An 18,908-nucleotide genomic window follows, 5' to 3' on the forward strand; every position below is an offset into this window, starting at 1 on the left:
CGAGCCCCCATGGTAAAATCCCCGCATGACAATATAATTATACGAGGCGCTAAAACACATAATTTACAGAATATTGACGTAGTTATTCCAAAAAATAAGCTCGTCGTAATTACGGGACCATCTGGGTCTGGAAAGTCTTCGCTGGCATTTGACACTTTGTTTGCAGAGGGTCACCGTCGCTATGTTGAGTCATTGTCTACCTATGCTAGACAGTTCCTTGGAGTCATGGACAAACCAGATGTAATAAGCATATCTGGTTTGTTACCGGCAGTAGCGATTGAGCAACGCACATACAGCGGAAGCCCAAGATCAACAGTTGGCACCATTACAGAAATCTATGATTACCTGAGATTACTTTATGCCCGAGTTGGAATTCCCCAGTGTCCAACCCACGGCATGGATTTAAGTTCATACTCCTTAACACAAATTGTGGATGATATAATTTGCACACATACTGAAGAAAAATTGTTTGTTCTAGCACCATGCAAAATACTACCGGGTATACATATACAAGAAGCACTGCAAAAGCTAATCCAACAAGGATTTATTAGATTTATTGCCGATAATGTCATATATTATGAGGAAGAAATTAGCAAATTAACCAAGATTAAATCTTCCCTATTTGTAGTAGTTGACCGAATAATAGTTCGCAACAATTGCCAAGAACGCTTAACTGATTCGATAGAAACAGCAATTAGAATCGGGTCAAATAAAATCAGCTGTTTTTATCCAGAGTTAAACCTTTACCAAAATTACTCAACTCAATACCATTGCCCACTTTGTGATTACTCCATTCCGCCTCCAGCTCCAGCTCTTTTCTCTTTCAACAGCCCACATGGGGCCTGTCCTGGATGTCGTGGTCTCGGTCATCAAAGTGACTGGTCAATAGAAAAAATTGTCACATATCCCCAACTTTCAATTAAAAATGGGGCTATACCTTTGATCAGCAAGTCTTATCCGGAACAACTTGGAAAAATGATTGAAGTTATCAACCACTATCAAATACCAACAGATCAAAGCTTCCAAAATCTGCAAGAATCAGTGCGGCATACCTTACTTGATGGAAATGACAATTATCCTGGATATCAGGGCTTTTTAAATTTTCTAACAAATAGATACTGCCAAGCACAAAATGCCTCTCATCGAGAAAAAGAGGAACTACAAAAATACCGAGTAACCATTTCTTGCCGTAGCTGTCAAGGAGACAAGATCAATAACCAAGCCAAAACGATAAAAATTAATAATTTCCCTATCAATAAAGTCATGAAAATGTCATTGCTTGAAAACAAAACATGGCTTTCAAATTTATCTATTACTGGATACCGCAAAGAAGTGGCCAACAAAATAATAGCTGAAATACAAAAACGACTTCAATTTTTAATTGACGTTGGGGTTGGTTATTTGACATTGGAACGACCAACTGATTCATTATCAGGAGGAGAAGCTCAAAGAATACGCTTAGCTTCACAAATTGGTTCAGGATTAACTGGAGTTTTATATGTGCTAGATGAGCCATCTATAGGACTACACCAAAAAGACAATGAACTTTTACTCAAAACACTAACCAGACTTAGGGACATAGGTAACTCAGTAGTTGTAGTTGAACACGATGAGGACGCAATACGTTCAGCTGACCACATAATAGACATGGGTCCATTAGCAGGAAGTGATGGAGGGAAAATAGTTGCGGAAGGATCCATCGAAGACATACTATCATCGCCATCCCTTACAGGTAAGTATCTATCTCGGTCTATAACAATGCCCCAACCTGAGATAAGAAAGCGTCCTCGTACAAACAGGAAGGTTATCCTGAAAGGTGCCTCTGGCAATAACCTTAAAAAGGTCAATGTTCACATACCAGTGGGATTGCTAGTATGTGTAACTGGTATTTCAGGGTCAGGTAAATCAACTCTGATCAATGACACGTTATACCCTGCAGTAGCACAATATCTCAAGCTAAAAACTAATACTCCGTCGCCGTACGACTCAATAATTGGTGCCGCTTTCTTCGATAAAACAATAGTTATAGATCAACATTCGATTGGTCGTTCATCTAGATCAAATTTAGCATCTTACATGGGCATACTACCGATCATAAGGGAACTACTAGCATCTACATCGTTAGCGCGTCAACGAGCCTACACTCCAGGAAGATTTTCTTCTAACAATAAAGGTGGACGCTGTGAACACTGCACGGGGGAAGGGCAAATAAAGGTTGAAATGCTATTTTTGCCAAACATGTTTATTCCTTGCAATGTTTGCAATGGAAAAAGGTTTAGCAGGGAAACTTTAGAAATTTTCTACAAAGAAAAGAATATCACTGATATTTTAAACATGACGGTCGATGAAACTGCCACATTCTTTGAATCTCACCCCTCAATTCAAAAGAAAATCAGCATACTAAAAGATGTAGGACTTGGATACATGCCCCTAGGACAACAAGCACAGACACTATCTGGGGGAGAAGCACAAAAAATAAAACTAGCGCAAGAAATGTCCCGCACACAAACGGGAAAAACGCTTTACCTACTAGACGAACCTACAACAGGACTACACTTTCACGATATCCATAAATTACTGAACATACTACTTCATCTACGCGACAAAGATAACACCGTGGTGGTAATAGAACACAATATAAACGTCATCAAAGCAGCGGATTGGGTTATCGACATGGGACCTGGAGGTGGCAATGACGGGGGGAAAATAATAGCTACAGGAACTCCCGAGCAAATAGCAGAAAACAAAGACAGTGCTACTGGACATTATCTCAAACAAGCACTATCCCAGAATAAAACTAGTCATCACGGCAGCAATGCTTCGGATAAAAAAACAAACTAAACAACAAACCAAGAAGAGATACAAAAACGGTGTAATAGGTCGCGGAGTAAATAGAGCCAAAGTGAAAAACATTGTACATGATTATAACAGGAACTAACCCCCCCAGTAAGCCGTGCCCCATGTTATAAATAAACGATACCGATGTATAGCGTATTCTGGGAGGAAACATATCCAACAATGCCGCGACGCAAACCCCAAATACCATAGACACGGGAATCATGATAACAAATGAGATCAGCACCATTTTCCAAAAACTCATCCCCACACTGCGACCATCTGGCATATACTTGGCATCTTTCAAGGCCTGTACTAGGCTCGGGCGGTTTTCCAACTCAATTAAACGATTGCCAACAGAAATATATTCTCTAGCAGCCAACTCATCACGAGAAAAATTAATCACATTATCACCCAACCAACGTACAGTTTCCTGGCAAGTGTTAAATGACTTATATCCAACCTTACCTGTAGATAATAAGAAATGCTCCCAAACACCAAATTCACAGTTAGTTGTGGGTCGATAGTGAATGACTATCGGATTCTCAACAATCGCCCTTCCATACGCGGGATAACTAACCTGAACAAGATACTGAAACCCTGGTCTGTAAAACAACACAGTCAGCAAAAAAGCCGCTAGTAAAATAGCCCTTCTACCAAACCTATCAGATAAATATCCGGAATATATCAATATGGGAACATGTAGTAAATAAATGCAAATCAGCATCTTATCTACTATCCCCATATCTACCTTCAAGACATTAACCAAAAACAAAAAGATGATGTAGTCACTTTGGGTAATCCCACTTTCACCTATCATCACGCAAATAAAGGCCAAAAAAATCAACTTCAAGTTTTTTGGAGTGGAAAAGCTCTCCTTAATCGGCGAAGGAGATAGGGCAGATTCCCTAACCATTTTCTCAAATACTGGCGATTCCTTAATCTTTATGCGTGCCAGCAATGACCCCAAGAAAACAAAAAAAGATAACAAAAATGGCAATCTCCAGCCCCAAGAGTTAAAAGCCTCATCATCAATCAGGCTACGAGTAACAAAAAGAACCAAAGCCGTAACGGAAACACCTATTCCTGAAGTAGATAAAACAATCGCAGAAAAAAATCCCCTTCGTTCAAACTTTACATGCTCAGCAATATAAATTGAAGCACCAATAAATTCTCCTCCTAAAGCAAGCCCCTGCAGAACACGCAGTATTACTAGCAAAATTGGAGCTTTAACTCCAACCGTAGAGTAAGTGGGGAGAAGCCCTATGCTAAATGTTGCGATACCCATCATTACTAACGTTATCAGAAAGCTTAGTTTGCGCCCCCAAAGATCACCAACATAGCCAAAAATTAATCCTCCGATAGGACGAGAAACAGACGTAACTGTAATAACAGACAACACCATAACAATCTGTACAACCTTATCCCCTTGGAAAAAAAGTGGCCCCAAGACAGGAGCCATCATAACGTAAACCCAAAAATCGTAGTACTCAAAAACAGAACCAACAGCCGATGCAAAAATAACCTTCTTCATCTCTCCTGTCATATCGTTATTCTTTCCATGATCACAAGTCGCCCACACATACCAACTTAACGTTTAGATAGCTATCAGTACCGTATTTTGATCCCTCACGACCCAAGCCGGATGATTTAATACCGCCAAAAGGGGCATAGGGATTAGAATATATTCCGCAGTTAAAAATAACCATACCAGATTCTAATTTCTCTGCAAACATCATGAAACGACTGATGTCATTAGTGCACACGTAATTAACTAAACCATAATTAGTGCTATTAGATTTTTCAATGACTTCTTCTTCTTCATGAAAACGATACAAAACCACAACCGGACCAAAAATTTCCTCGTTAGCAATACGCATTGACGTATCTGCATTCTCTATAATAGTTGGTTCAAAAAAGCACGGCCCAATGTGAGGCAAACGCTTACCACCCTTCGTAACAACAGCACCCTTGGAACAAGCATCTTCAATAAGTTCTTCAATCTTACGCACCGCCACTTCATCAATCATTGAGCAGATTTCAGATCCAGGATCTGAGCCTGGAGCAACAACCATGGCCTCAAGACGTTCCATTAGCATTCGCAGAAAAGAATCGTAAATTGAATCCTGCAAGTAAATTCGGTTTGGTGCAATACAAGTTTGCCCTGCAAATCTAAACTTAGCTTCAACCAAATTATCGACGGAATTCTTCAGTACAGCATCGGATAGAACAATAAAAGATGCATTTCCTCCTAACTCCAGAGCAACCTTCTTCAATGTAGGCGCACTTTTTTCCATTAACATTTTTCCCACTGCAGTTGATCCGGTAAAACTCAAATGCGCAACTCTGTCATCAGAGCAAAGAACATCTACAATCTTACTAGGATCTCCCATCACAACATTTATAACTCCGTTAGGAAAACCAGCTTTATCCGCCAAATAAGCCAGAGCTAAAGTTGACAATGGAGCCTTCTCTGCTGGTTTAACTACTACAGTACATCCTGTACACAAAGCTGGAGCAACCTTACGAGTCATCATTGCTGCAGGAAAATTGAATGGAGTAATAGCGGCACATACACCCAATGGTTGTTTTATTACTAAGTAGCGACGATCCTTTTGCGGCGAAGGAATCCAATCACCATATACTCTCTTTGCTTCCTCGGCAAACCACTGAACAAAAGATGCAGCGTACTTAACCTCTCCAATAGCACCATTCAAAGTTTTACCGACCTCAGAAACAATAATACGAGCTAAATCATCTGTATTTTCAAGAATAAGTCTACACCAGTCCATCATTATCTGCGAGCGCCTAACAGCAGTCTCATTACTCCAGGAAACAAAAGCATCAGAAGCTGAATTAACAGCCATATGCACTTGGTCGACTGTAGAACACGAAACATCAGCAATTACCATACCTGTTGAAGGATCATATACAGAAAATTTATCACTACTCTCAATCCACTTACCATCTATAAACAATGAATTTCTCACAAGTAAGGAATCAGACAAAGTATCCAAAAAGGAAGACATAGAGGGAACTTTCTAACTGGTTGGCGTAGAGAAAAGATTAGATTGACTCTACATCTAAAGCAAGTAAACAATGCAGTAATGCATCCGTATACAACAAGAGGGGGCAGTAAACTGCCCCCTCTTTGTGCAAAAATCACCAAAAAACATCAGCTAGCTGGACGATCCGTAGTTGGAAAGGGCCATGAATTCTGAGGAGACAAAACAGCATAATCAGAAGTTTTACTATTCAAAGCTGGAGACGAATCCCCCTTATCTGCACGCTTAGAAACAATTTTCTTCGCAGAAGTTTTCTTAACTACAGATTTCCTCGTTGTTGGCTTCCTAGAAGAGGCCTTCTTAGCACTAGCGGAAACTCTGGCAGACGATTTCCTAGTAGTAGCTTTCTTCTTAGAATCAACACGAGCAACTCTCTTAGCACCCTTCTTAGCTGCTTTAACTGCACCCTTCTTAGTTGCAGCTTTCTTCGCTACAACTTCTTTGGCCGCTACCTTACCTCTAGTAGCAGTCTTCCTCGTCGTTGCTTTCTTAGTACCAGAAGCACCAACACGACCACCTGGTCTACCAACTGCAGGTTTCTTAGCCGAAGCAGACTTAGAAACTGATTTCTTAGTGGAAGTCTTACGATTAGCCAACTTCTTAACAACGCGCTTGAGAGAAGAACCCTTAGCTGTTTTCTTAGCAACTGCTTTTTTGGCAACTGCTTTCTTAGCGGTAGTTTTCTTGGCAACAACCTTCTTCGCAGCAGACTTCCTAGCAACAACCTGCTTAGCGGAAGAAGCCCCCTTCCTCTTGGCAGCAGAAGCAGTTTTAGAAGCAGACTTAGCCGCAGTTTTAGAAGCAGACTTAGCCGCAGTCTTAGAAGCAACTTTAGAAGCAGTTTTCTTAGCAGTAGCCGCAGACTTAGCAACAACTTTCTTTGTAGCTGCTTTAGCGGCAGTAGAAACTGCTCTCTTAGGAGCAGCCGCAACTTTCTTAGCTGGACCACGCTTTTTAGAAGCAAGCTTCTTAACTATACTTTTAACTGCCGTTGCCTTTTTGGCAGTAGATTTTCTAGAAACAGCTTTCCTTGTTGCAGGACTCTTCTCTGCAGCAGCGGACGACTCAGAACCAACAACAACCTTCTTAACGACTTTAGATTTCATTTTTTTAGCCTCTTTTTTAGCGGTAGACTTCTTCCCACCAGCCCCCAACTTCACCTTGGCCTTCGACGAAGACCCCTTCAAACCCACCATAACCAACCTCCACAGTTTCACCATTAACAAAACAGAAGGCAAGGGGGGCTTACCCAAAAATCCCCAACGACTAGAAAAGGCCCTTACAAAACTAGATATTCGTTTATCGCCCCCTCCAAAAACAACCTAGAAGAAACAAATCACAAACTCATTACCAAAACGCAAAATTGATTCTTATATAAAAACCTGCTTTCTAGTTGCAACACTCAATCACACCAGTGTAATTAACTAGAAAAACAGGTTCTTGTCAATTTTTTAAACGCCAATATGCCATAAACGTATCGTTAGTGAGACACTTATGCAAAAAAAATTTGAAATTCTAATCCCAACTGAGAGTACCTCCCGACTGATATTCAGTAACACGAGTCTCAAAGAAATTTTTTTCCTTCTTCAAATCTATCATCTCACTCATCCAAGGAAATGGATTTTCTTGACCAGAGAATAAGGGTTCTAGTCCTATTTGTGCCAATCTACGATTAGCAATAAAGCGCAAATACGAACTAAACATATCAGAATTCAAACCCAAAACGCCTCTAGGCATCGTATCAACCGCATAACTATGCTCAAGCTCAACTGCCTCAATCATCAACTCATAGAGCTCATTTTGAAAGGTCGGAGTCCAAAGTTCCGGATTTTCTATCTTTATTTGATTAATTAAATCAATGCCAAAATTACAATGCATGGATTCATCGCGAAGAATGTATTGATACTGCTCAGCGGCCCCAGTCATTTTGTTCTGACGTCCCAGAGCTAAAATTTGAACAAAACCAACATAAAAGAATAATCCTTCCATAATACACGCAAAAACCACAAGAGACTTCAATAATGATTGATCACTATCAAAAGATCCTGTTTTAAAATGCGGATCAGTTAAAACATCGATAAACGGAATCAAAAATTCATCCTTATCGCGTATAGAAGGTATTTCATGATAAGCATTAAAAATCTGTGACTCATCCAACCCCAAAGATTCCACAATATACTGATAAGCATGAGTATGAATGGCTTCCTCAAAAGCCTGCCGTAACAAAAATTGCCGGCACTCCGGAGCAGTTATATGCCTATAGGTACCCAAAACTATATTATTTGCCGCCAATGAATCAGCTGTCACAAAAAATCCCAAGTTGCGTTCCACTATCCGGCGCTCGTCATCAGTTAAGCCATCTGGGCTTTTCCAAAGCATAATATCACGAGCCATACTAATTTCATTAGGCATCCAATGATTGGCACAGGCAGATTGATACTTATTCCATGCCCACTTGTACTTGAAAGGAACCAACTGATTAACATCTGTTTTGCCATTAATGATCCTTTTGTCAGCAACGCGCACACGACGATTAGTCTGAGCCGTGTCAACAACATCATTAAATATAGTCGACATAATATTCATTCCTTTTATTTTCTACTGACACGCTTCACATGTCGGGTCATCCAAAAAACAAGCCATAATAGTTGATCCTGGAACAGGAACAGCATTCAATTGACCAATTTCCGTTGTTGACTTCTCTGCGTGAGTTGCCCCCAAAGTTCTAAGATAGTAGGAAGTTTTTAGACCACGCTTCCAAATCAACTTATATATCTGGTCTAATTTCTTTCCTGAGGCATAGGCTACATAAATGTTCAATGATTGAGATTGATCTATCCACTTCATGCGGCGAGCTCCACACTCCACTAGCCATTTAGGATCAATTTCAAAAGCAGTTGCATAAAGATCTTTTAAATATTGAGGAATACGTCCAATTTTTGATATAGAGCCATCAAAATACTTTAAGTCAGAAACCATGGCATCATCCCACATCCCAAGTTCCTTCAAATCCTTAACCAAATACGAATTGGCAACAGTAAACTCTCCAGATAGGTTAGATTTAACAAAAAGATTCTGATAAGTTGGTTCAATTGAGGCCGAAACGCCCACGATACTAGAAATAGTTGCAGTAGGAGCGATAGCCATGCAATTAGAATTTCTCATTCCATACTTTTTTATTTCTTGCCGCAAATAATCCCAATCTAAAGTCTGACCAATATCACACTCAAAATACTCTGGACCACGAACATCACTCAATATTTTTAATGAATCTATCGGCAATATCCCTTGATCCCAAAGTGAACCATTGAAGGTTTTATAGGAACCCCTCTCTTTTGCTAACTCCACTGATCCTGAGATAGCATAGTAAGAAATGAGTTCCTGAACATAATCAGAAAAATCCACTGCTTGCTGAGATGCATAAGAAATCCTCATCATATATAAAGCATCTTGAAACCCCATCAAACCTATTCCAACTGGTCTATGTAGTTTGTTAGATTTCTCTGCTTTAGAAACTGAGTAATAATTTATATCCAAAACGTTATCCAGCATGCGTATAGCTGTTTTTATTGTCTCCTTTAGTTTAGGCAAATCAAGACAATAAGTACCTCTATCAGGACTATTAACCATGTGAGAAACAAGATTAACTGATCCTAAATTACAAACAGCAATCTCATTATCGGACGTATTTAGAGTTATTTCTGTACACAAGTTAGAGGAATGAACAACCCCAACATGACACTGAGGAGACCTGATGTTGCAAGGATCTTTGAAGGTAATCCAAGGATGTCCTGTCTCAAATAGCATGGTTAAGGTCTTACGCCACAATTGAGAAGCAGAAATACGACGACCTAGGGTAATTACCCCCTCATCAAATTTTTTCTCATAATCCAGATATGCAGCTTCAAACTCTAACCCAAAAAGATCATGAATATCCGAAACATCCGAAGGAGAAAATAACGTCCAATGCTGATCGGATAAAACCCGTTTCATGAATAAATCCGGAATCCAAACCGCTGTATTCATGTCATGAGTACGACGACGCTCATCTCCTGTATTTTTACGCAACTCTAAAAATTCTTCTATATCCAAATGCCACAACTCAAGATAAGAACACAAAGCACCCTTACGTTTCCCCCCTTGATTAACAGCAACCGCAGTATCATTAGCCACCTTAAGAAAAGGAACTACACCCTGAGAGTAACCATTAGTACCCTTTATGTAACTGCCTAGCGCCCTAACTGGGGTCCAATCATTTCCTAATCCCCCAGAAAACTTAGACAATAAAGCATTTTCCTTAACAGCATCATATATTGCAGCCAAATCATCAGGAACAGTGGATAAAAAACATGATGACAGTTGAGGAAGACAAGTACCAGAATTAAAAAGAGTAGGAGTAGAATTCATAAATCTAAACGTAGAAAGAATATTGTAAAATTCTATCGCCTTCTTTGTCCTCAGACTCTTTTCTTCCACTATCGACAATCCCATGGCAACCCGCATGAAAAAAATCTGCGGCAACTCAAGACGCCTGCCACGAGTATGTATAAAGTAGCGGTCATATAAAATTTGTAATCCTAGATACTGGAATAACATGTCCCGATCAGCATCAATAGCTATAGCCAAAGCCTGGTGATCAAACTCATCCATACGAGGATCAAGCAAGCCCAACGAAATAGCATTGCTAATATAATTAGGAAAATATTCCACATATAGCCCAGCCATACTTTCATGGGAAACTTCCTCACCAAAAACCTCGCGACGAATCATGGAAAGCAAAAGCCGTGCCGCTAAAAATGAGTAATCAGGATCTTTCTCAATTAAAACTCTAGTAGCTAAAACTAAAGACTTCGAAACTTCATCATCTGTAATACCATCATAAAAATTGCGATAAGTTTCATCTACAATTCGCTCTGGGTCCACAAATGAGAGTCCTTTGGATAATAAAGTCACCTTATTAACCAAAATATCCCTATCAATCTCAACACGACTACCATCCTTACATGTCATATGGAGAACTTTTGCGGATAAACCTGAACTGCCATGTTCAATACGATTGCGTTCTTGTTTATGTTTTTCACGATACAAAATATAAGCACGAGCAACACCATATTGCTCATTTCTCATAAGAGCCAACTCTACTTGATCCTGAATCAACTCAATATTTATTGCCCCCCCATCTGGCAAGCGCGAAACAATAACTGAATAAACATGATCCGTCATTTTACCTACAAGGTCACGAGTTCTCTCAGAAGTCGCAGTTTGCACTCCCTCAACAGAAATAAAAGCCTTCATCATAGCCGCAGATATTTTACGAAGATCAAACTTGGCAACAGAACCATTCCTGCGAATAACTGTGTACAAACCAATCCCTGCACCAACCACACCATCCCTAACCACTCGAGTTACCCCTAACTCCGAAACTTGCATACTAATTTCTCCCTGCCACACTTCTATAAACAACTCAACAACCTGCACATCGTAACAACAAAATATATTTCTTAAATTTATTCACGTATCTTCCTATATGTAATTAATAAAATATACAATATATAGTGTCTAAAATGTAATGATACCACAAACCATAGTATCTATAGCAATCAACTATGATTGATGTATGATTAATCCGATTTACCCCACTAACACGGAAAATACACGGAATGACCCAAGAAAATTTTATAAATGAACTTCAATTAATCATTAAAAATAATGGATCAGTTATAACTAATACCCAAGAAATGTCCCCATATCTAATCGACTGGCGAAAGAGAATAACTGGACAGACACTAGCAGTAGTAGAGCCCCAACAAGCAGCAGATATTCAATTCATAGTTGATCTATGCAGATCAAAAAGTATTGCCATAACACCACAAGGTGGCAACACGGGGGGATGCGGTGGATGCATACCAGGAAAAATTCCCAACATCGTTCTCTCTCTACGTCGACTTAATAAGGTCCGTGATTATGACCCACTAGCACAGACAATAACAGTGGAAAGCGGATGCACTCTTGATTACGTTCAAACAATCACAAAACCTGACCAACTTTACTTCCCTCTATCCCTCTCTTCATCTAAAAACTGCACCATTGGTGGAAACTTAGCCACAAACGCCGGTGGCTGCTGTGTAGTACAAAACGGCATGACCAGAAATAATGTTCTGGGAATAGAAGTTGTACTAAGCAATGGTCGTCTATATTCAGATTTGAGAAAACTCAAAAAAAACAATGACAGCTACGACCTCAAAAACATCTTTTTAGGATCAGAAGGAACCCTCGGTATAATAACCGCAGCAGTACTGAAACTGAAACACCTACCAATCGATCATGTTGGTGCAACAATTGGATCAACTAACTTGAGTACAGCAACTGAATTTATACACGAGCTAAAAAAATCATTAGAAATAAACATCACAGCGGTAGAGATATTTTCCAACGAATGCCTAGAATTGGCCAAGAAACTGGATGATCAATGCGATACAAAAATAGACAAGTACGACTGGTACGTAATAATTGACCTGGGGGTATACCACCCGGAACAAAAAACCATTTACCGAAACATCCTATATGAAACACTAAAAAAATACGCCCATAGCACGTCGTACCACATGTATAACACAGAAGAGGATCGTTCCCAAGCATGGAGAATACGTAATATTATTCCCCTGGCGGAAAAGCATCACCCCGATTACATAATAAAAAATGACATTTCACTACCTCTGTCGTCATGGTCATCTTTCTATGAAGAAACCAAGAGGCTACATAAACACTACAAAGAAATGTCATTCATTATCTTCGGACACATAGGAGACGGAAGCCTCCACTTCAACATCTTACTCCAGAGAGAAAAAGAAGAACAAATCAAAAAAGATTTATACCAAATCGTAAAACATTATCAAGGCAGTATAGCCGCTGAGCACGGAATAGGACAAACCAAACTACAGGACGTAGAAGAATTTCGCAGCGACAATCAAAATTACCTGATGCTATTACTAAAAAAATCACTTGATCCACAAAATATATTCAATCCAGGTAAGGTAGTGTCATACGATCCCTCATCAAGAAAAAATCACATCCTTTAGATAAAGTTTTCCATCTCGAGCCGTATAAATAGACACACCAACATTACGCCGATTACCCTCCTCATCAAAACTAATATCACCAGTTACGCCACGGTATCTCTTTCCGATTTTATTATCATGAAGATAGATGGCAATTTTAGCAGAATCCAAGGTTTGCAAATCCCGCACAGCATCAGCAATCAACATAGCTGCATCGTATGTATATGGAGAATACAACAAGGGATCACTGCCAAAAAATTCCTTAAAGCTCTTATAAAATTCCTTGTACCCAGGCATACGAGAAGAATCACTGCCGTTAGTAGAACAATAAAAGGGCGCTGCCACTTTGCTAACTTGATCCATGAAAGAAGTCATACACGACATGTCACCAGTAAGCATAGGTATTTTTATGCTTGACTGCCTCATTTGTCTCAATAACGGAACGCTCTGGGAATCCGTGCCACCAAAAAAAATTGCATCAGGATTGAGCAGCCTAATCTTAGCTAAGAGAGCTCCAAAATCATTTGCATAAGAATCAACATATTCCCTAGTCAAAATAGGAGACTCTACGGAATTTTTCTTTGCTACTTGGATAAATATATCAGCTAAACCCCTGCCATAAGCCGTCTGGTCATCAATTACCACCACGCGTTTTAAATTAATCTTATTGATTGCAAACAAAGATATGGCACGACCTTGTTGACGGTCAGCAGCCATAATACGGAAGGCCGTCTTGAAACCCTGTTTCGTGTATCTTATGTTAGATGAAACTGTAATCTCAGTAATTTTGTGATGAGCATAAATAGGCGAGGCAGGAAGAGTAGCCCCTGAATTTAGGTGGCCTACAATAGCAACCGCTCCTGAATCAACCACACGCTGAGCCGCCTCTGTTGCACGACGCGGATCATCCATATCATTGAGAGACAGCAACTCAAATTTCAACCTTCGACCATGCAAAGTTCGATTTTGCTTATTTAGCTCATGAACTGCTAGCGCAACTCCATTTTCGCAGTCTTTACCCAAATGGGCAATACTACCAGTCAAAGGAGAAACTTGGGCAATTTTGACAACCAATGGTCCACTACCAGAATCATCATTTCCCTTTTCCCAAAAACAACCAGCTAGCAGTAAACCAACAGTAGCAACAAAAAATAGTAGAACTAATCGCTTCATAAAAATAGAATCCTATTCTCACCCATCACAACCTCGAGACTAAAAGATGACTAACCGATCAGAATCGCCCCAAAAAATAGTAGTCGACCAAACAAAAAAAGAGGTTGAGTTCAACTACTCCAACGGTAACTACAGACTATCATTCGAATTCCTACGCACCCACGCACCATCGGCGGATGTGAAAAATCCAGTAACAGGAAAATTTAATTTCACCGCCAACAAAAAAGACATAGGTATTACCAACGCAGAATCAGTTGGCAACTACGCTGTACGATTTTTCTTCAGCGATGGCCACAACAGCGGCATCTTTTCCTGGGAGTACATAAAATGGCTTATAAAAAATCACGACGAACTTTGGCAAGCCTACCAAAAAATAGCGAACAACAATCAAACACCATCGTAAACAAGAACGCGGAAACACCTTACAGTAGGCATAGAAGAACCTATAACCATACCAAGTATAGCTACCAATACTCCAATCAGTGTAGAGGGTAAATCTAAATCTAAAAAATAAAATTTGGCAATCACCCATGAAATGAACCCAAGAGAAATTGACAAAAAAGCCCCCTGACTGTTAGCCTTCTTCCAGAAAAATCCTGCCAAAAGAGGAACAGCAGCAGCAACAGACGTCACACTATAGGAGTCTATTATTATGCTGTAAATAGATTTCTTTGCAATAAGAGTCACAAATAGCTGAGAAGCAGCGAGAAAAAATATACAACACCTTGAAATAAACAAGACCTGAGTATCAGTCAAATTTTTATATATCCGGCAAAATACATTTTTTGCAATAGTGGTAGCAGGAGCAAGAAGCGCAGTTCCCCCTCCGCTAAGCAATCCAGCAAATAATGCACCAAAAAATGCAGCCTGAAACACCAACGAAGTCTGTGACAATAAAAACTCCGGCAAAATTAGCTGGCTATCGATCTTGGTATAGTAGGAAATGATTCCAGGAGCTAACAAAGTAGCAGAAAAGGCTATTAGCATCGGAACATTTGACATAATCACATAAATTACACTCAAAATACCGAAAGAACGTGCAGCCACATTCTCATCACGACAAGCAGCTATTCTTTGAAACAAATCCTGCTGTGGAATAAGACCGATAAAAAGACCGATAAAATCAGAAAATTGCAGCAACAATTTGGAAATAGAATGATCAGGGAAAAAAACATATCTCCCCTGTTCAATGGCATGACCAACAAGAACACCAAACCCACCTACTTTATGGGAAAAATATCCCATCAAAAACAACAATCCAGACACAATAACAATGAACTGAAAACAATCAGCCAACGCTAATGACCACATGCCCCCACGTATTCCATACAAGCAAATCATTATAGCGGCCAAAGTATTAGCAAGTGGTATCCCCATCTTCCTTCCAGAAAGGACATCCAAAACCAATCCGATACAAGTAATAACACCAGAAATCCACCCCAAATATGACAAAACAATCACGAATGAGCTCATTGCCTCTATGGTTGAATTATACCTTTTGCGATAAAAATCTCCAATGGTATACACCTTCGATCGAAAAATATGCTTTGCCACACTAATTGCAAGAAAAATAGCACATGCTGTAGAAGCATAAGGATCAGCAATTACCCCCGATGTTCCTCGAGAAATAAACACAGCTGGAGCCGCTAGCATAGAAGAGGCACCAAACCAAGAGGCGAAAGTTGTAGCAACAGCAGTAGGTAAATTGTACTTACCGCTGGCATGCATATAGTCAGACAAATTCTTAACACGTCTAGCCGCAAAAATACTAATAGACATAACGACACATATGTAGACGAAAATAAGTAGCAAAATCACAACTGTAACCTTCCAAATCCACCTAATCACCATATTCAATCACTTGATAAAACTTCGAGCAACTACTATTCTTCCTGAGCGAAAAACACTTAGGTAATCACCAATGAGAAAAAATCACTACTTCGGATTCAAAAAGGTCACTGAAAAAGAGAAAACAGAGAGGGTAAAACAAGTTTTTCAAAATGTCTCGCCGAAGTACAATCTCATGAACGACATAATGTCATTAGGACTTCATCGCCTATGGAAAAAAATAGCAGTTTGCGCAGGAAATATCTATAATCCCGAAACAAAAATACTCGATGTTGCATCAGGAAGTGGTGACTTGGCATTATTATGGGCCGAAAAATCTAATCAAGTAATAGTTACGGACATAAACCAGCACATGTTGGAAATAGCAAAAAGTAGACTCATTAATCAAGGGGTGATACTGCCATCTGTTCTCTGCAGTGGAGAAAAACTCCCGTTTCAAGATAAATGTTTCGAGGTTGTAAGTTGTAGCTTTGGTGTAAGAAACATGACTAATAAAGACCTTTTCTTAAGCGAATCTTATCGAGTACTACAACGGGGAGGAAAACTGATCATATTAGAATTCTCCAAACCATATAACTGGATTAAAAGATGGTACAACCTATATTCTTGGCACGTGATACCATGGCTAGGTGAGGTAGTTGCTCATGACCGAGATAGTTACCAGTACCTAGTAGAGTCTATTCGCATGCATCCATGTCAGGAAACATTCAAGAATATGATTCACAGTAGCGGATTTAACGAAGTTTGCTATCACAACATCATGGGCGGTATTGTTGCGCTGCACGTTGGTATAAAATAGTTTGTTTTACTCTTATAGGTCACAATGGGATTAACATCTACCTTGGCTTTAAGCGTCATCAACTTGAGTCTTCGTCAAGATGAAACTCTGCGCTCTTACCTCAGCAGACACGACCAAAAGATCCTTGCCGTATCATGGAAGGATTGGTTGGGTCAATACAAAGTGGTAGATGGTCAGCTCACCTACTACCCTCAAGGCAAATCACCTAATTTAAAAATTTGTGTACCGGACGACATAATTACGCAGCTATCTTTAGGCAAGAAAAGCTTTAGCAAACAGATCGTCATAGAGGGAGAAACTCACTTTGCTCAGGATATAGACTTTATTGCAAAAAACCTTTCTCTTCCCGTAGAAGAACTGTTAACTACTAAGATAGGACCCACGGCAACACAAATTATCATGAAAATTTTATCATCAATTTCCGACGAATGTGCTTCATTTGCTCAAAATACGGTCGAAACTATAGTTCATTACGGCACTAATCAGGGAGAACTTTTTGTGTCAGAGGAAGAATGGCGCAATACCATGGATAAAGCACAGCAGTTATCTTCCAGGATAAGCAATATAGAGAAACGTATAGATAACTTATTTGACAAGATGAAGCAACACTTATCATGAAAACATTATTAAGAATAATTCACATACTTTGGGTTTTTTACCAGTTTGGTATTTTTGAAATTCTACGAGCACCTAGCAAACATGAAAGCAAAAATAAAAAAGCAAAATATTTTTTCCTAAGAGGCAGAAAAAAAAACGAACTGTATGGTGTTAGGTTACGCAAAGCGTTAGTCATACTCGGCCCTGTGTTTATAAAATTTGGACAGCTTCTTTCTACTCGCCGTGATATGCTAGAAGATGAAATCATAAATGAGTTAGCAATACTACAAGACAATGTCCCGCCATTCTCAGAGGAAGAAGTAAAAAAAACTCTAGAGCGAGAATATGGAAGAGATATAGACAACATATTTTCCAGCTTCTCGTACACCGCCATTGCTAGTGCTTCCATTGCGCAGGTACATCGTGCTCATATTACAGATGGAACAAAAGTTGCAGTAAAAATTATACGTCCAAACATACGCAAGCAAATCAACCAAGACGTTAAATTACTACATTTTTTAGCAACAATTATCAATATTTTCTACTACGATAGCAAAAGACTGCGTACACATGAACTAGTAGACGAATTCGCAAGAGCACTAGAAAGTGAGATGGATCTGATTAATGAAGCAGCCAATGCAGTACAATTTCACCGTCTGTTTGAAAGGTCTGATCAACTATTTGTGCCCCAGGTTTACTGGTCGTATTGTACCTCTTCCATAATAGTCATGGATTGGGTAGAAGGCATTTCTATAAGAAACAAATCCTTACTAAAAATACACGGTATAGACACTAAGAAACTCGCGGCTACTGGTGTAGAAATTTTTTTCACACAAGTATTTAGGGATGGATTTTTCCATGCAGACATGCACCCTGGAAACATTTTTATCCTCAATGACGGACGATATGCTGCAGTTGACTTTGGTATTGTTGGAACCCTTTCAGAAGTTGATAAGAATTATTTAGCCGAAAATTTTGTTGCTTTCTTCAATAGAGATTACCGCCGTGTTGCTATGGCACATATAGAGGCCGGATGGGCACCTCCAGAAACGAGAGTTGACATTTTTGAAAGTGCAATCCGTACTGTCTGTGAACCTATTTTTGACCGTCCCATTAAAGATATCTCATTCGGAAAACTACTAGCCCGTCTCTTCCATACCTCAAGAGAATTTAACGTAGTAATTCAACCTCAACTGCTACTACTGCAAAAAACGTTATTTAATATTGAGGGCATAGGAAGAGATTTAGACCCAAATCTAGATCTATGGAAAACAGGGAAACCATATCTGGAAAAATGGATGTCAGAACAACTGGGATTAAGAGCTTTGTGTAAAAATCTAAGAAAAGAAGGGGTAAGATGGTCAAAAATAATGCCGCAACTACCACGATTGCTGCACAATTACTTGGAAAGTGGTGCATATTTATCACAAACAAAGCCAACAACATCAAATACAATGCCGGCAATTATACTGACCATATCGATTTCTACCAATCTGGTGTTAGCAGTATATCTGCTGTATAGATAGTAAAAGT

The 18,908-nt window shown here is 39.5% G+C and carries 12 protein-coding genes and 1 pseudogene; 6 read left to right on the forward strand and 7 right to left on the reverse strand.

Annotated elements, in window-relative coordinates; all coding sequences use genetic code 11:
* The first annotated feature begins 9 nt into the window (after positions 1-9).
* Positions 10-2,841: an excinuclease ABC subunit UvrA gene (uvrA, locus tag Arg41_RS00650; protein WP_092343123.1), complete on the forward strand. Its 2,832-nt coding sequence runs from the start codon at positions 10-12 to the stop codon at positions 2,839-2,841.
* Here the strand turns inward: uvrA and Arg41_RS00655 are convergent.
* The 5 genes and pseudogenes from Arg41_RS00655 to Arg41_RS00680 form a co-directional block, all read right to left on the reverse strand.
* Entirely contained in the window at positions 2,798-4,417 is a 1,620-nt protein-coding gene (locus tag Arg41_RS00655; RefSeq protein WP_139057363.1) for an MFS transporter, read from the reverse strand. The two genes, uvrA and Arg41_RS00655, sit on opposite strands and share 44 nt — an antisense overlap.
* Positions 4,401-5,864, reverse strand: coding sequence for an NAD-dependent succinate-semialdehyde dehydrogenase (locus tag Arg41_RS00660; protein WP_092343125.1), 1,464 nt, complete (start codon positions 5,862-5,864; stop codon positions 4,401-4,403). Before Arg41_RS00660 ends, Arg41_RS00655 begins: the two co-directional genes overlap by 17 nt.
* A 146-nt stretch (positions 5,865-6,010) precedes the next feature.
* Positions 6,011-7,153 (reverse strand): hypothetical protein, encoded by a 1,143-nt coding sequence (locus Arg41_RS07800; protein ID WP_157722203.1) that lies wholly within the window; start codon positions 7,151-7,153, stop codon positions 6,011-6,013.
* 262 nt (positions 7,154-7,415) lie between these two features.
* A pseudogene (locus tag Arg41_RS00675) lies at positions 7,416-8,444 on the reverse strand (ribonucleotide-diphosphate reductase subunit beta); the annotation flags it as partial.
* A 54-nt stretch (positions 8,445-8,498) separates the two neighbouring features.
* The gene (locus Arg41_RS00680) at positions 8,499-11,330 is read right to left on the reverse strand and encodes a ribonucleoside-diphosphate reductase subunit alpha (protein ID WP_092342551.1); all 2,832 of its coding nucleotides are present in this window, start codon (positions 11,328-11,330) and stop codon (positions 8,499-8,501) included.
* 308 nt (positions 11,331-11,638) lie between these two features.
* Between Arg41_RS00680 and Arg41_RS00685 the strand changes: the two genes are divergently transcribed.
* Positions 11,639-12,979 (forward strand): FAD-binding oxidoreductase, encoded by a 1,341-nt coding sequence (locus tag Arg41_RS00685; RefSeq protein ID WP_172792638.1) that lies wholly within the window; start codon positions 11,639-11,641, stop codon positions 12,977-12,979.
* Here the strand turns inward: Arg41_RS00685 and Arg41_RS00690 are convergent.
* A complete protein-coding gene (locus tag Arg41_RS00690) occupies positions 12,956-14,131 on the reverse strand; it encodes a branched-chain amino acid ABC transporter substrate-binding protein (RefSeq protein ID WP_092342555.1) in 1,176 nt (391 codons plus the stop codon). The two genes, Arg41_RS00685 and Arg41_RS00690, sit on opposite strands and share 24 nt — an antisense overlap.
* 46 nt (positions 14,132-14,177) lie before the next feature.
* On the opposite strand from Arg41_RS00690, the gene Arg41_RS00695 reads away from it, so the two are divergent.
* Positions 14,178-14,534: a gamma-butyrobetaine hydroxylase family protein gene (locus Arg41_RS00695; protein WP_092486463.1), complete on the forward strand. Its 357-nt coding sequence runs from the start codon at positions 14,178-14,180 to the stop codon at positions 14,532-14,534.
* Here Arg41_RS00695 and Arg41_RS00700 read toward each other — a convergent pair.
* On the reverse strand, positions 14,519-15,910 hold the full coding sequence (locus Arg41_RS00700) for a high affinity choline transporter 1 (protein WP_157722204.1): 1,392 nt from the start codon (positions 15,908-15,910) through the stop codon (positions 14,519-14,521). The two genes, Arg41_RS00695 and Arg41_RS00700, sit on opposite strands and share 16 nt — an antisense overlap.
* A gap of 142 nt (positions 15,911-16,052) precedes the next feature.
* Between Arg41_RS00700 and Arg41_RS00705 the strand changes: the two genes are divergently transcribed.
* The 3 genes from Arg41_RS00705 to ubiB are packed head-to-tail and all read left to right on the forward strand — an operon-like array spanning position 16,053 to position 18,901.
* Positions 16,053-16,778 (forward strand): class I SAM-dependent methyltransferase, encoded by a 726-nt coding sequence (locus tag Arg41_RS00705; protein WP_092342561.1) that lies wholly within the window; start codon positions 16,053-16,055, stop codon positions 16,776-16,778.
* Between the two features lie 24 nt (positions 16,779-16,802).
* A complete protein-coding gene (locus Arg41_RS00710) occupies positions 16,803-17,396 on the forward strand; it encodes a hypothetical protein (RefSeq protein ID WP_092342563.1) in 594 nt (197 codons plus the stop codon).
* On the forward strand, positions 17,393-18,901 hold the full coding sequence (gene ubiB, locus Arg41_RS00715; protein ID WP_092342565.1) for a ubiquinone biosynthesis regulatory protein kinase UbiB: 1,509 nt from the start codon (positions 17,393-17,395) through the stop codon (positions 18,899-18,901). Before Arg41_RS00710 ends, ubiB begins: the two co-directional genes overlap by 4 nt.
* The last annotated feature ends 7 nt before the right edge of the window (positions 18,902-18,908 follow it).

It is taken from the genome of Candidatus Ichthyocystis hellenicum, assembly GCF_001460935.1.
Classification (GTDB): Bacteria; Pseudomonadota; Gammaproteobacteria; order Burkholderiales; family 2013Ark19i; genus Ichthyocystis; species Ichthyocystis hellenicum.